Genomic DNA, 14,549 nt, shown 5'->3' with positions numbered 1-14,549 from the left:
CTACCAGTCCGCATACAGCCTGCCGTCGGCCGAGCGCCCCGCGGCGCCGCTGCGCACGTCCCACACGCGGCCGCTGGCCTGCATGTCGGTGGGCGGCGGCAATTCCACCCAGCTGTCGCGGCTGCCGGTCAGCGGGTCCTCGGGCACCTCGCGCAGGTAGCGCGCCTCGGCCAGCTCCTGCAGCGATTCCGGGTAGCGGCCCTTGTCGGCGGCGAACTGGTCCACCGCGTCGCGCATGACGGTCAGCGACTGCAGCAGCGCCGTCTCCTTGCTCTTCTGCAGCGAGTTGAAGTAACGCGGCGCGGCGATGGACGCGAGCAGCGCCACGATGGCCATCACGACGATGAGCTCGATGAGCGTGAAGCCGCGCGGGCGGGCAGTGCGCATCGCGTCACCAGTCCTTCAGCTTCGTGCCGTCGAGCGCGCTGCGCCCGGAGCGCGAGAACACGTCGAACACGTCGCGGCCCGCGCGCGGTTCGTCGGGCGCGCTGTCGTAGGCGCGCAGGCCCCAGGTGTCGGCGGCGGTCTGATCGGCCGGCGCGAACGGGTCGCGCGGCAGCCGGCGCAGGAAGTAGATCTTGCGGCCGCCCGGCGACTTGGCGTCCGGCACGCCGTCCACCAGCGCCTGCAGGCTGGGCGGATAGCCGCTGTCCTCGGGGCTCTGCGTGATGCTGCCGGCCTCGACGGCGCGCTTGTAGGTGTCGATGGCCTCGCGCAGCGTGCGCAGCGCCTGGCGCAGCTCATGCTCGCGGCTGCGCTGCACCGACAGCTCCAGCAGCGGCCGCCCCGCGGACGCGAGCACGCCCAGCATGGCCAGCACGACCAGCATCTCGATGAGCGTGAAGCCCCTCCCCTTGCCGCGGGACGAGCGCCGGGCCGCTCCCAAGCCGGCCCGCCATGGCGACGCGTGCCGGTCAATCCGGCAAGCGTCGTCGTCCCCCCGGGGGACCGACCAGGTTCGCTCGCGTTCAGCGACGCGAAGCTGGGCGAGGGGCATGTTCATCTCGCTGCCTCGACGGTGAACATGCCGCTGCCGTCGATGCGCACCGGCGCCGACTCGCCGTTCAGCCCGCTGGCCGACAGCCCGCCCAGGCCGATGTTGAGCACCTGCCCCGCGGCCTGCGGCAGCACGCGCAGCGCGATGACGCGCTCGCCACGCGGCGGCAACTCGAACGCGGTGCGCCCTGCCGCGGCATTGGGGGCCGGCTGCGCGGGCGCGAGCTTGGTGGCGTCGAACTCCAGCTCGCCCTTGAGCTGCAGGCCGCTGTCGTTCTTCAGCGCGACCGACACGACACCGCCGGCGGCCACCTGCGGCGTCACGTCCAGCTTCAGCACGGCCTCGGTGGGTGCGGCCGGCGTGGCCGCAGCAGCCGGCGCCGCCGCGGCGCCGCCGCTGCTGGGGCCCACGCCCACGCGCGCCTCGCGGCGCAGCAGGCTGGAGAAGGCGCCGGGGCTGGCGTCGGTGCCGCTGGCCAGGCGCGTCAGCGACGCGTCCGGCACGGCCAGGTTGCGCACCACGCGCGGCGTGATGAGCAGCACCACCTCGGTCTTGTTGCGCGTGTCGGTCTGCGTGCCGAACAGCCGGCCCAGCAGCGGGATGCGCGACAGGCCCGGCACGCCGGCCGCGCTCTTGCGGTCCTCGTCGTTGATGAGGCCGGCCAGCACCTGCGTCTCGCCATCGGCCAGGCGCAGCGTGGTGGCGGTGTTGCGGGTGCCGATCTCGTAGGCCGTCGTGCCGCCGGGGCCGGTGACCTGGCGGATCAGGTTGCTGACCTCCAGGCCCACCTTGATGACGACGTCGTTGTCCAGCTGCACGGTGGGCTCCACGTCCAGCTTGAGGCCGATGTCCAGGTAGCTGACCGACGCGGCCACCGACGTGGAGCCGGTGAAGTTGGTCGTCGTCGTGAAGACGGGCAGCTTCTGGCCGATGTGGACCTTGGCCTTGTCGCGGTTGCGCACGCGGATCTTGGGGTTGGCCAGAATGTTGTTGTTGCCCGCCGTGCCGCGCAGCGTCGCGACGATGGCCGGGTTGGCGACGCTGCCGCGGAACTGGTTGCGCTCGCCGAGCAGCACCTGGCCGCTCACGTTGGGCAGGCCGAACTGCACGGTGTCGGGCCAGTCCAGGCCCAGCGCGTCCACCTGGTCGGTGGCCAGCTCCATGACCTCCACCTCCAGCATCACCTCGGGCTCGGGCAGGTCCACCGACGCGATGAGCTTCTCGACGAAGCGCAGCACCTCGGGCGTGTCGCGCACGATGAGCAGGTTCAGCCGCTCGTCGATGTGGATGTCGCGCACCTTGGCGATGGTGCGCACCATGGCCTGCACCTGCTTCACGTCGGCGTTGGTCAGGTACAGCGTGCGGGTGATGAGCTCCTGGTGCTCGCGCTGCTTGGCCGCGGTGTTGGGGAAGATCAGCACCGAGCTGTCGTTCAGCAGCTTGCGGTCCAGCTGCTGCGTGCCCAGCACGACGCGCATCGCCTCGTCCAGCGTCACGCCGCGCAGGAACACGGTCACGCGCGCGTCGGCGCGCACGTCCTTGTCGAACACGAAGTTGACGCCGCTGCTGCGCGCCAGCGCCTCGAAGACCTGGCGCAGCGGCGCGTCGCGGAACTCCAGCGTCACCGGCTTCTGGAAGCCCGGGCCCAGCTCGCCCACGGCCGTCTCCAGCGGCCGGGCCTGCGCCACCTGGCTGGCCAGCAAGCGCGCCCCGGGGTGCTGCGGCGCCTCGGCCAGAATCTCGCGGGCCACCGCGTCGGCGCGCTCGATGCGGCCGTCCTTCAGCGCGGCGCGGCCCGTGGCCAGCAGCTTCTCGTGGCGGCGGCCGCGCTCGATGTCCACCGTCAGCGCGGCCAGGCGCGGGTGGCGGGCGTCGGCCAGCGCCAGCTGGCTGAGCAGCGCCTGGGCTTCATCCCAGCGGCCAGCGCCGCGCAGCGCCTCGATCTGCAGGATGAGCCGCGCCGTGGCCTGCTCGCGGGCGCGCACCTGGGCGGCGCGCAGCTGCGGGTCGGTGGGGTCCTTGGCGAGGGCATCGTCCAGCACGCGCAGCGCGGCGGGCCACTGGTTGGTACGGCCCAGGTCTTCGGCCTGGCGCAGCGCCGGGTTGGCGCAGGCCGTCAGCAGCGCGGCGGTAACGAGGACAAGCAGGAGCTGCTTCATGGCACAGCCTTGAAAACGATGTTCTGGGGGAGCTTGGCGGGCAGCCACGTCAGGCCGACACCGCTGGGCGACACCTGCTCGACGCGCCACTGGCCGTCGATGACGTCGCCACGCCTGACGCTGAGCGCCTTGGTGGGGCCGGCCAGCAGCGCGACCTCGACCGCCTGGGCGCCCTCGCCTTCCACGACGCGGCCGATCATCTGGTACGGCATGGGCGGCGCCATCGGCGGCGGCGGGGGCGCGGGTGGAGCCGGCGGCGCTGCGGGCGGTGGAGGCGGGGGCGGTGGTGGCTGCCAGGCGGCGAGCTGGGCGGGGCTGGCCTCGGCCCAGGGCTGGCGGGCGACGGCTGTCGCGGCGGGCCGGGCCGCATCGGGCTGGCCGGGCGCCGACGCGGCGGTCCTGCGGGCCGGCAGCGCGGCGGCCACGGCGGGCGCGGCCGCATCGTCCTCGGGCCGCGTCGCGACCCAGGCCGTCGCGGCCAGCGTCGCCACCAGCGCGCCGCCCAGCGTCAGGTGACGGCGGTTCATGGCGCCCTCCCGTGCAGCGACCACTGCAGCTCGGCGTCCACGTCAGCGCTCAGCGGGCTGACGCGGCGCAGCTTGATCGCGTCCAGGCTCAGCGCCGGGTCATGCTCCAGCGCAGCGCCGATGAAGCGGCGCAGCTGCGCGTAGCTGCCGGTGAGCGGCATGGTCACGCGCAGCCGCTCCAGGCCCTCGGCGGTGGCCAGCCGGTGCTCGGTGCGGGCGCCGTTGAGTTCGAGGCGGATGCCGAGCTCCAGCAGGTCGGCCAGCCGCTGCTGGCGCTCGCTGGCGGCGGGCAGCGCGGCCTGCCATTGCTGCACGCTGACAGGCACGGCCGTGGCCACCGCGGGCCGCGCCTTGGCGCGCAGCGCGTGCGCCTCGGCCTGCAGCGCGGCGGCCTGGGCGTCCCAGCGCTGGCCCAGCACGATGGCGACGACGGCCAGCAACAGCGCGGCGACCCCGGCGATGCCGGGCCAGCCGAGGGCCTTGACGAGGCGGTGGTTCACGAGCCGCCCCCCGTCGCCACGCGGGCGTTGATCTCGAAGCGCTGGCCCGTCAGCCCCGTCTCGGCGGCCGAGAAGCGCGACAGCACGACCTGGCGCCAGCCGGGCGTCGTGCCCAGCTGCTCGGCCAGTTGCAGCGCCAGCAGCTTGTCGGGCGTCAGCCCTTCCAGCCGCAGCTCGCCGCGGCCGGCGCTGGCGTCCAGGCCCAGCCAGGCGATGGTCTTGGCGTCGGCGCCCGCGGTCTCCACGCGCGTCAGCAGCGGCTCCCACGGCATGGCCAGCAGCGCACGGGCTTCGAGCGCCGAGCGGTTGTCCGCCGGCTCGGCGCGGCGCGCGGCGGGCTTGGGCGCGGCCGCCGGGCGCAGCGCGGCGACGCGGTCGCGCGCGGCCTGGGCGACGTCCAGCGCGCGGTGGCTCTCGACGGCGCTCCACGCCGCCGTGGCCAGCACCAGCGCACCCGTGGCCGCCAGCGGCCAGGCCAGCGGCGAACGGCCGGAGCGCGGCAGGAAGTCGGGCTGCGGCGTGGCCGGGCCGGGCTGCGGCGCCAGCGCGTCGGCCGGCGTGCCGACGGCCAGCGGCGCGTCAGTACCCAGGTCAGCCAGCGTGTTCACGCGGCGCGACTGCAGCGCCGTCACACGGCCCCGGTCCAGCTGGATGACGACGGCCACCGACCCCTCGTGCCAGACGGCACGGCCCGAACCGGCGCGCGTGGCGGCCGGCAGCGACGCCAGCCACGCGGCCCAGGCCGGGCGCACGGCAGCGACGCGAACGCCCGCGGCCTCGGCCTGCGCACGCAGCGCGGCCAGGTCCAGCCCGTGCAGCGCCGACGCCCCCACCGCCTCGCCCAGCTGCCACGGCGCGACGGCAAAGCGCTGCGCGGCGGCGCCGAAGTAATGCGCGAACTGCTGCTGCGCGTAGGCCTGCACGGCGTCCAGGTCGGCCAGCGGCAGGCCGGGCTCGGCCACCAGCTCGTGCAGCGCGCGCGCCGACACGATCAGCTCGACGGCCGTGCCGGGCATGTCGCGGCACCAGGCCGCGAACTCGTCGCCGCCGGGCGTGACGAACACGCGCCGCGGCTTGGCCAGGCGCGCGCTGAGCTGCTGGCGCAGGCGCTCACTCATCGAGCGTGACACGTTCCAGCTCCTCGAAAGTCGTCTCGCCGCGGCACACGGCGGCCAGCGCCATGTCGCGCAGCGACCTCATGCCGCGCGCCTTCGCGGCGGCCTTGATCTCGGACATCGGCGCGCGCGCCGCGATCAGGTCGCGCAGGCCGTCGTCCAGCTTCAACAGCTCCGCCACCGCGCGCCGGCCCTTGTAGCCGGTGCCGCGGCAGTGGCCGCAGCCCTCGCCCTTCAAAAAGTTGCCGTTGATGACACCGTGGCGAGTGAGCGTTGCCGCATCGGGCGCGACGGGCTTCGCGCAGTGCTTGCACGTCAGCCGCACCAGCCGCTGCGCGAGCACCGCGTTCAGCGCGGACACGACGTTGTAGAGGTCCAGCCCCATGTGCATGAAGCGGCCGATGACGTCGAACGCGTTGTTCGCATGCACCGTGCTGAAGACGAGATGCCCCGTCAGCGCGGCCTGCACGGCAATCTGCGCGGTCTCGGCATCGCGGATCTCACCGACCATGACGCGGTCCGGGTCGTGGCGCAGGATGGAGCGCAGGCCGCGCGAGAAGGTCAGGCCCTTCTTCTCGTTGACGGGGATCTGCACGACGCCGCTGAGCTGGTACTCGACCGGGTCTTCGATCGTGATGATCTTGTCGGCGCCGGTGTGGATCTCGGCCAGCGTGGCGTACAGCGTCGTCGTCTTGCCGGAGCCGGTCGGGCCGGTCACCAACAGCATGCCGTGCGGCTGGCGCGCCTGGTGGCGGATGGCGGCGCGCTCGTCGTCGCCAAAGCCCAACGCATCCAGCGTCAGCGTGCCGGCACGCGCGATGGCCGCGCGGTCCAGGATGCGGATGACCGCGTCCTCGCCGAACACGCTGGGCATCACGCTGAGGCGGAAGTCGATCTCGCGGCCCTGCACGCGCAGCTTGAAGCGGCCATCCTGCGGCAGCCGGCGCTCACCGATGTCCAACTCGGCCATGACCTTGAGGCGCGACACCAGTTGCTCGGCCACCTGCGGGCTCTCGACCTGGCGCACGACGGCCATGACGCCGTCGACGCGGAAGCGGATCGCCGCGCCGCGGGCGGTGCATTCGATGTGGATGTCGGAGGCCGTGTCCTGCAGCGCGTCGTAGATCGTCGCGTTCAGCAGCCGCACGACGGGGCTGGCCTGCTCGCTGAGCGCGAGGGCCGACAGCTCCTCGGTGTGATCCTCGATGGTCGTCAGCGCTTCTTCGACGTCTGAGAGCGCGCGGAAGTCCGCCTCGCCGGCGCCGAGGAAGTGGGTCACCGCGTCGCTCGACGCGCGCTGCCAGCCGACGGGCGCATTCAGCCGCGCCTCGACGCTCTGCAGCAGCATCGCGTCCTCGTCGCGCTCGGCGAGCAGCACGCGGCGGTCGTTGGCGCCGACGGCCAACACGGCGCGCCAGCGCTGGGCCTGCGCCTGCGGCCATTGCTCGAAGTCGAGATGCCAGGGGCCTTGCTCGGCGGGGAGCCAGTCGTGGAGGGACGTCGTCATGTCTGTGGCCCTGTTGGTTGGCGCCACGTGTGGTGCCGGGAGTTCGCCCCGGCGGGCGACCTACTTTCTTGTGTCGACAAGAAAGTAGGCAAAGAAACGCCCCCCGACCGCACCGCCCTCGCTTCGCTCGGGTGCCCGAGCAACGCAAGTCCCGAAGCCCCACGCCGAACTCGCGCCGCTACGCTCTGCTCGGACAGTCGTCGTGAGTCAGTCCTTGAGGCGCGCTGCGCGCGCGGGCTTCGGGACTTGCGTTCCTCGGCGGTGCTCAAGGGGGGAAGAGAAATACCTCGCGGCGAACGGCTCACGGGCTTGGCTGTTGGCTGTTGGGGCGGGCTGTTCGGGGCCTCCCCTTCAAAACCGCCTGTGATGCTTGAATCCCAAGGCGCGTGCGCAGCACGCTTCAAGCACTGACTCGCGACGACTGTCCGAGCAGAGCGTAGCGACGCGAGTTCGGCGCGGCCTTGGGATTCAAGCAGCGCAGGGAACCCCGCAGGGGCGGTTTTGCAGGGGCGCTTTCTTTGCCTACTTTCTTGTGCGCACAAGAAAGTAGGTCGCCCGCGGGGGCGAACTCCCCGCACGGCAGTGGGCGCCAAACCAAAGCAACGAACCGCGCAAGCCCTCACTGCACCTGCTCCACCAACTGAAAGATCGGCAGGTACATCAGCACGATGATCCCGCCGATCAGCACGCCCATGATCAGCATCAGCGCCGGGTTCACCAGGCGCGACAACAGGTCGGTCAGCCGCGCAGCCTCTTCGTCGTGAAAGGCCGCGGCGCGCTCCAGCATGGCGGCCACTTCGCCGCTGCGCTCGCCGACGCGCAGCATGCGGCGCGCCACCGGCGTGGCCAGGTCCTGCGCGTCGAACGCGGCGGACAGGCGCTCGCCGCGCTCGATCTGCGCCGCCGCCGCCTGCACCGCGGCACGCCACGGCGCCGCCACCACGTCGACAACGATCTTCAGCGCCGCCAGCGCCGGCACGCCCGACGCCAGCAGCATGGCCAGCGAGCGGTACAGCCGCGCCAGCGCCAGCACGCGCAGCCGCGGGCCCAGGCCCGGCAGCGTCCACAGCGCGGCCTGCGCACGCTGGCGCACGGCCGGCTGGCGCAGCAGCGAAAACACCGCAAAGCCCACCGCCGCGATGCCGCCCAGCACCAGGCCCGGATGCGCGCCCGCCGTCTGCCCGAATTCGATCAGCACGCGCGACGCCCACGGCAGATCGGCGCTGGTCTGCTCCAGGATGCCGGCGAAACGCGGCAGCACGTACAGCAGCAGGAACAGGATGACCGCGCCGCCCACGCCCAGCAGCATCAGCGGGTAGACCAGCGCCGCCACGAGCCGCGAGCGCAGCGCGTCCACCCAGGCCAGGTAACGCGCATGCTGGGCCAGCGCGGTGGACAGCTGGCCGGTCTTCTCGTTGGCCGCGACGATGGCGCAGATCAGCTCGTCAAACGCCTGCGGCTGCTGGCGCAGCGCGACGGACAGCGGCTGGCCCTGCTCGATCTGGGCGATGACGCCGTCCAGCGCCGCGCGCACGCCGGGCTGGCCTTCCTTCTCACGCAGCGTCTGCAGCGCCTCCAGCAGCGCGATGCCGGCGTCCAGCAGCACGGCCAGCTCCTGGCTGAACAGCTGCAGCGGGAAGCGGGCATGGCGGCGCCACGGCTTGGCGCGCTCGGTCGAGGCGATCTCGCGCGCTTCCAGCACATGCTGCGGCGCGACGCCCAGCACCGCGGCGACGGCGGCCCGGTCGGGCGCCTCCACACGCTCGGCGCTGACGGCACCAGCGCGCAGCACACGCGTCTGAAAAACAGGCATCACCAGCTGGTGAGGTCGGCGTCCTCACCCTCGCCGCCGGGGCGGCCGTCCTTGCCCAGGCTCAGCAGGTCGTACTCGCCATGCTCGCCCGGGGCGCGGTACTGGTAGTCGTTGCCCCAGGGGTCCTTGGGCACGGCCTTGGCCAGATACGGCCCCTGCCACTTGGGCTCGTCCGCCGGCTTCGTCACCAGCACGGCCAGGCCCTGCTCGGTGCTGGGGTAACGGCCCACGTCGAGCCGGTACTGGTCCAGCGACTTCTGCAGCGCATCGATCTGCACGCGCGCCGCCTTGACCTCGCTCTTGCCGATCTGGCCGAAGAACTTCGGGCCCACGTAGCCGGCCAGCAGGCCGATGATGACCATGACGACCAACAGTTCGAGCAGCGTGAAGCCGCGGGCACGGGCGCAAGGGGAACGGAGCATGACGGTGTGGGACTGCGGGGGACAGCGACTGTTCGTCGCCCGGCCGCGTCAGGCAATCAGGATTTGACCGACCCGCATTCTGAGGGCTGGCCGTGACGGTTCACGGCGACTGGGCCAGCGTGCAGGCGTTGGCGGCGTTGTCCGGGCAAGGGCCCTGCCAGCGGATCTGCACCGCCGCCGCCGGCGGCAGCGGCGAGCGGCCGTCCAGCACCTGCCCGCGCTGGCCGGTGAAAGTGGCCAGCGTCGTCCATGCCGTGCTGCCGTTGAGCCGGTATTGCAGCGCGTAGCGGCTGCCGGGGCGCAGGGCGCGCGTCTTGATCTGGTACTCGCCCGCCACGATGGCGAAGCTGGGCGCGTCGCGGAAGGGCTGAGCCAGCGGCTCGCCGACGAACAGGCCCTGCCCCGGCCACTGCACGGCCTTCCAGTAGGCCTCGATGGCGGTCCCGCCGCGCCAGTAGTGGTCGATCAGCACCGACGCGCGCGAGAACTTCTGGGGGTGGTTGCAGGGCTCCTCCACCGTGCCGTAGCTGGCCGTCGCGCCGGCCGCCAGCCAGTTGGTGATGGGCATCTGGCCATTGCCGCTGGGCAGCACGCCCCCGACGGACGTCAGCGTGTCGGCCAGCGCGCCGGGGCGGAACTGCAGCGTCGACAGGTTGGCCACGCTGGCGAGCCCGGTCAGGTAGAACAGCACGTCGGCCTTGCCCGACAGCGAGTTGGCACTGGCCGCACCGGCGCTGTTGTCCACGTAGTTCAGCTTCAGCGCGCCGCCCCAGGCGGCCGGCAGTGGCTGGAAGTCGCTCCAGCGCACGCTGCGGTCGGCGTCCGTCGTGCGCACCAGCCAGCCCTCGCCGGCCGGCAGCGTCGCGTCGGCGGCCACGCCGCGGGCGATGAGGGCCTGGGCCGCGGCCAGCGTGCTGGTGCCCAGCAGCATGGACGGCCGCACCTGCAGGTCAGCCACGGGCCGGCGCGACTCGCTGTCGTACAGCGGTGACGCCGCCGTCGTGGCGCAGGCATCGGTGGTCGGCGCGCTATTGCAATAGCGGGTGTCATAGCCCAGAGCCATGGCGCTCGTGATGCCCATGCTGCAGGCGCCCGACACGCGGCTGGGCGCGGCCCAGGCCAGCAGCGTGGCCTGCACGGACGCAGGCAGCCGCGCGTCGATGTCTGATTTAAGCAACGCGAAATCCGCCGCCGAGATGGAGGGGGTGGCGGTGTTGACCTTCACCTTGATGAGGTTGGCGGCCGGCACGCCGCGGGCCGCCAGATAGGCCGCGCCCATGGCCTCGCTGACCGCATCGCCCTCGGCCACGACGACCGCCAGATCGGCCGGAGACAGCCCCGCCGCGGGCAGCGTCAACAGCAGCGTCTGCCCTATGCCGGAGCCCCCGGTTTCGCCCCCGCCGGGGCTGCCGCCGGCGGCCCCGCCACCGCCGCCGCCGCAGGCGGTCAACAGGCTCACGGCAAGAGGCAGCAACGGGTGAAACGGGCAGCGCATGCACGCATTTTCCCGCGGTTCATTACCCTTGATTTGCACAACAATGGTGCGAAAATGCCCGTTCGCGCGCCGCGAACCCGGGCTTACCCCAGTTTCATGCACCGAGGCGGGGCAATACATTTTCGTCACTCGACGCGGTTCGGGGCTCTAAGTCCAGGGCCGCCGGGCGGGTTGTGAGGAGACAAGACAGCAAGATTGCTTCGACACCCCGAAGACAATCCCACCGGCCACCAAGGCACCCCTTGGTGGCCGTTTTATTTTGTCTGCCCCTCGCCCGGTCTTGCGCCGCTGGACGCGGGCAAGCCCGGTCGGTCCCCCGAGGGGACGGCGATGCTCGCGGGGCGTGCCCCGCTCGCACATCGCCAGACGGGCCGGCTTGGGAGCGGCCCGGCGCTCGGCCCGCCCGGGGCACTACGGCCGCGGTCGTTGATGGAATTCATGGACATGCTCGATCTGCTCGTCGTCGCCCTCGCCTCGCTGCTGGCGGGTTTCATTGATGCGGTGGCCGGCGGCGGCGGCTTGATCCTGACGCCAGCGCTGTTCAGCACCTTCCCGAACGCGGCGCCGGCGACGCTGATGGGGTCCAACAAGGGCGCGGCGATCTGGGGCACGGCGTGGGCGACGGCGCAGTATGTGAAGCGGGTGTCGCTGCCGTGGAAGCGGCTGCTGCCGGCCGCGGTGCTGGCGGGCGCGGGCAGCTTCACCGGCGCCTGGGTGCTGACGCTGGTCAACCCGGACGGGCTGCGCAAGGCGCTGCCGCTGGTGCTGCTGGCGGTGTTCCTCTACACGCTGGCGAAGAAAGACCTGGGGCGCGAGCACAAGCCGCGCTTCGCCGGCCGCGCGGAGGCCGCCGTGGCCGGCGCCATTGCGCTGGCCGTGGGTTTCTACGACGGCTTCTTCGGGCCCGGCACGGGCAGCTTCTTCGTCTTCCTGTTCGTGCGCGTGCTGGGTTACGACTTCCTGCACGCGTCGGCCACGGCCAAGCTGATGAACCTGCTGACGAACGCGTTCGCGATCTCGCTGTTCGTCAGCAAGGGCCATATCTGGTGGCACGTGGCCGCGGTCATGGCCGTCACCAACGTCATCGGCAGTCTGGCCGGCACGCGGCTGGCGCTGAAGCATGGCGCGGGTTTTGTACGGGGCGTTTTCGTCACGGTCGTGGGCGCGCTCATCCTCAAAACAGCCTGGGACGCGTTCTTCCGCTGATCTACGATCAGGCATTCCCCGGCCCCCTGAAAACACCATGCCTGTCGATCCCCAACTGCGCAACCTGGACATCGAGATCCCGACCCAGCCGGAGGTCCTGGTCAAGCTCTCGCTGCTGATGGCGGCCGAGGACATCGACCTGCAGGCCATGTCCGCGCTGGTGGAGACCGACATGGCCCTGGCGGCGGCCGTCATGAAGGCGGTCAACTCGTCGCTGTACGGCCTGCGCGGCCGCGTGCAGACGGTGCACCAGGCGCTGACGTATCTCGGCATGCGCGAGGTGGCGGCGATCACGTTCGAGATGGGCCTGCGCGCCGCCTTCCCGGCCGCGGCGGAGCTGGAATCCGTGTGGGCGCGCGCGTCGCAGCGCGGCCTGCTGATGGGCCGCATGGGCCAGATGCTGGGCGTGGACCCGTGGGCCGCGCACTCGGCAGGCCTGTTCGAGGAATGCGGCAAGGCGGTGCTGTACCGCCACGCACCGACGCACTACCCCGCCATGCTGCGTGCGGCCACGCGCGACGCCGAGCTGGTGGAGCTGGAGAAGACGGCCTTCGGCGTCAGCCACGACGCTTTGGGCGCCGCGCTGTGCGAGAGCTGGGGCCTCGCGCCCGCGGCCGTCGCGAGCGTGCGCCACCACGTCGAGATCCAGTCCACGCTGACCATGCCCGAGAGCCTGGCCCGCCGCAGCGTCGCCGCGATCTCGACCGTGGCGTGGGCACTGCTGAACCACCAGGACCAGCTGGACGACATCGCCAGCCAGATCGCGCCGCAGGCACAGCTGGACGAGACGCTGGTGCTGCGCGCCGCGCGGCGCGTCAACGAGCAGTTGCTGGCTGCACAGGAACATGGCCGCTGACCTGCGCCGCTGAACGCAGGCACATCGACACGGAGGCTCAGGCCTCCGTTTTGTTTTCAGGCCGCCAAACTCAATCTGTCCCGGCCCGCGTGCTTCGCGATGTAGAGCGCCTCGTCGGCCGCCTGCATCAGCGCCTGTGCGCTGAGGTAGGGGTGGGCCGGGCTGGCGGCGGCGAGGCCCACGCTCAGCGTCAGGTGGCCCTCGCCTTGGGGCAGGCGCAGCGCGCGCAGGTCGTCGCGCAGCTGCTCCAGCACGCCCTGCGCCTCGGCCATGCCGACGCCGGGCAGCAGCGCGACGAACTCCTCGCCGCCCAGACGCGCGACGACGTCGGTGTCGCGCTTGAAGCGCTCGTTCAGCAGGCCGGCCACGCTCTGCAGCGCCGCGTCGCCGACGGCAGTGCCGTGGTGATGGTTGAACGCCTTGAACTCGTCCAGGTCCAGCACCGCCAGCGCCAGCAGGCCCCGCTGTCGCTGGGCGCGCTTGAATTCGCGGCGCAGCGCCTCGTCGAAGGCGCGCTGGTTGGCCAGGCCGGTCAGCGCATCGGTACGGGCCAGGCTGGCCAGCTCACGCTGGTTGGCCTCCAGCGCCAGCTGGGCCTGCTCCAGCAGCAGGCGCTGCTGCGTCAGCTCGCGGCGCAGTTCGCGGGCATGCTGGTCCTGCTGCCACAGCGAGCCGCGGGCGCGGCGCATCGCATGGCCGATGCGGTCCAGCTCGGCGGCCAAGCCGGGCGCCGGCGTGGCATCCTCCGGCGTCAGCGGCACGGGGGCGGACTCCATCGCCTCGCAGCCCGCCGCCAGCCGGCGCAGCGGCCGCAGCATCAGCATCTCGATGAGCAGCAGCTGGGCCGCGCTGAGCAGCAGCACCAGCCAGGCGGTGCGCGCCATGCCTTCGGCCGGCACGACAAAGCCGCCCAGGCTCCATTCGAAGACAGCCACGATGGCGCAGGTCAGCAGCGGCACCCCCAGGCCCAGCCGCAATCGCAGCGAGCCCAGCCGGCGCGGCATGGCGTCTTCGTGCAGGGAAGGTGCGGCGGAATCGGTGCTCATCGGGAATGACTGCTGCGAGACAAATTGTCACGGCCGTATCGGCCGCTGTGCGCGGTGGCGGGCTCGGGGTTTGTCAGGGGGTGGGCCCACCCCGGCGACGCGCCTAGAGTGCGCGACATGAAGTGCAGCAGTGCCTGGATGCTGGCGGCGTTGGCCGCTCCCGCGGCGGCAGACCCGGGCTACTACGTCGTCACGCCGTACGACCAGGCCGGCCGCTTCGGCGCCGAGCTGCGCTACTGGACAGTGAAGCCGCCCGGCGAGCCCGCGCAGCTGTGGCCGGAGCTGGGCCTCAGCTGGGGCCTGAGCACGCGCTGGACGACGCGGGTGCTGGCGAGCTGGATAGGCTATGGCGCGTCGGACCAGGTGCTGTCGAGCTGGAACTGGCAGAACGTCGTGCTGGTGACGCAGGGCGAGAAGCCGTACGACCTGGCCGTCCATGCGCAGCTGATCCGCAACGTGGGCAAGAGCCACGCGCTGGAGCTGGGGCCGGCCTGGCAGACCGACCTTGGGCTGCTCAAGCTCAATGCCAACGTGTTCTGGGAGTACGACAGCCGCCGGCACGACACACGGCTGAAGCTGCAGTGGCGCGGCGTCTACCGCGTGGCGCCAGGCTGGCGGCTGGGCCTGCAGGGTTTCAGCGAAGTGGGGCAATGGAACGACTGGGCGCCGCGCCGGCGCCAGTCCCACCGCGCCGGGCCGGCGCTGCTGGCCACGCTGTGGGACGACCGCCGTGATACCGTGACGCTGAACACGGCCTTCCTGTGGGGCAAGACCTACGGCAGCCGCGGCGACATGTTCACGATGCAGCTGCAGTGGCTGAAGTGAGCCCCTCGCCCAGTCCCGCCCGCTGAACGCGGCGGGCCTTGTCGGTCCCCCGAGGGGACGGCGATGCTCGTGGCATCGAGC

At 72.1% G+C, this 14,549-nt stretch carries 14 protein-coding genes; 3 read left to right on the top strand and 11 right to left on the bottom strand.

What is annotated here, in order from left to right:
* From ACG04Q_RS23065 to ACG04Q_RS23020, 10 genes are all read right to left on the bottom strand, one after another.
* Window positions 1–387, bottom strand: a complete 387-nt coding sequence (locus ACG04Q_RS23065; RefSeq protein ID WP_394513884.1) for a type II secretion system protein — start codon at window positions 385–387, stop codon at window positions 1–3.
* Between the two features lie 4 nt (window positions 388–391).
* Complete coding sequence (locus ACG04Q_RS23060; RefSeq protein ID WP_394513882.1) at window positions 392–886, bottom strand: type II secretion system protein; 495 nt, start codon at window positions 884–886, stop codon at window positions 392–394.
* Window positions 887–999: 113 nt separating this feature from the next.
* Entirely contained in the window at window positions 1,000–3,156 is a 2,157-nt protein-coding gene (locus tag ACG04Q_RS23055; protein ID WP_394513880.1) for a secretin N-terminal domain-containing protein, read from the bottom strand.
* Window positions 3,153–3,683: a hypothetical protein gene (locus ACG04Q_RS23050; protein WP_394513879.1), complete on the bottom strand. Its 531-nt coding sequence runs from the start codon at window positions 3,681–3,683 to the stop codon at window positions 3,153–3,155. The genes ACG04Q_RS23055 and ACG04Q_RS23050 overlap by 4 nt, the downstream gene beginning before the upstream one ends.
* A complete protein-coding gene (locus ACG04Q_RS23045) occupies window positions 3,680–4,183 on the bottom strand; it encodes a hypothetical protein (protein WP_394513878.1) in 504 nt (167 codons plus the stop codon). Before ACG04Q_RS23045 ends, ACG04Q_RS23050 begins: the two co-directional genes overlap by 4 nt.
* Entirely contained in the window at window positions 4,180–5,313 is a 1,134-nt protein-coding gene (locus ACG04Q_RS23040) for a hypothetical protein (protein WP_394513876.1), read from the bottom strand. Before ACG04Q_RS23040 ends, ACG04Q_RS23045 begins: the two co-directional genes overlap by 4 nt.
* The gene (locus ACG04Q_RS23035; protein ID WP_394513874.1) at window positions 5,294–6,805 is read right to left on the bottom strand and encodes a GspE/PulE family protein; all 1,512 of its coding nucleotides are present in this window, start codon (window positions 6,803–6,805) and stop codon (window positions 5,294–5,296) included. Before ACG04Q_RS23035 ends, ACG04Q_RS23040 begins: the two co-directional genes overlap by 20 nt.
* Before the next feature lie 619 nt (window positions 6,806–7,424).
* On the bottom strand, window positions 7,425–8,618 hold the full coding sequence (locus ACG04Q_RS23030) for a type II secretion system F family protein (protein WP_394513873.1): 1,194 nt from the start codon (window positions 8,616–8,618) through the stop codon (window positions 7,425–7,427).
* Window positions 8,618–9,040 (bottom strand): type II secretion system major pseudopilin GspG, encoded by a 423-nt coding sequence (gene gspG / locus ACG04Q_RS23025; protein ID WP_394513871.1) that lies wholly within the window; start codon window positions 9,038–9,040, stop codon window positions 8,618–8,620. Before gspG ends, ACG04Q_RS23030 begins: the two co-directional genes overlap by 1 nt.
* Window positions 9,041–9,140: 100 nt before the next feature.
* Entirely contained in the window at window positions 9,141–10,499 is a 1,359-nt protein-coding gene (locus tag ACG04Q_RS23020) for a TIGR03790 family protein (protein WP_394513869.1), read from the bottom strand.
* 480 nt (window positions 10,500–10,979) lie between these two features.
* Between ACG04Q_RS23020 and ACG04Q_RS23015 the strand changes: the two genes are divergently transcribed.
* A complete protein-coding gene (locus ACG04Q_RS23015) occupies window positions 10,980–11,741 on the top strand; it encodes a sulfite exporter TauE/SafE family protein (RefSeq protein WP_394514056.1) in 762 nt (253 codons plus the stop codon).
* 37 nt (window positions 11,742–11,778) lie between these two features.
* A complete protein-coding gene (locus ACG04Q_RS23010) occupies window positions 11,779–12,597 on the top strand; it encodes an HDOD domain-containing protein (protein ID WP_394513868.1) in 819 nt (272 codons plus the stop codon).
* Window positions 12,598–12,653: 56 nt separating this feature from the next.
* Here the strand turns inward: ACG04Q_RS23010 and ACG04Q_RS23005 are convergent, their stop codons facing one another.
* Entirely contained in the window at window positions 12,654–13,643 is a 990-nt protein-coding gene (locus ACG04Q_RS23005; RefSeq protein ID WP_394513866.1) for a GGDEF domain-containing protein, read from the bottom strand.
* 117 nt (window positions 13,644–13,760) lie between these two features.
* On the opposite strand from ACG04Q_RS23005, the gene ACG04Q_RS23000 reads away from it, so the two are divergent.
* Entirely contained in the window at window positions 13,761–14,468 is a 708-nt protein-coding gene (locus ACG04Q_RS23000) for a hypothetical protein (protein WP_394513865.1), read from the top strand.
* Window positions 14,469–14,549 lie beyond the last annotated feature (81 nt).

It is taken from the genome of Pelomonas lactea (assembly GCF_043555885.1).
In the GTDB taxonomy this organism is placed as follows: domain Bacteria; phylum Pseudomonadota; class Gammaproteobacteria; order Burkholderiales; family Burkholderiaceae_C; genus Pelomonas; species Pelomonas lactea.
The sequence above is the reverse complement of the archived record's forward strand: the minus strand, read 5'-3'. Positions and strand labels throughout refer to the sequence as shown.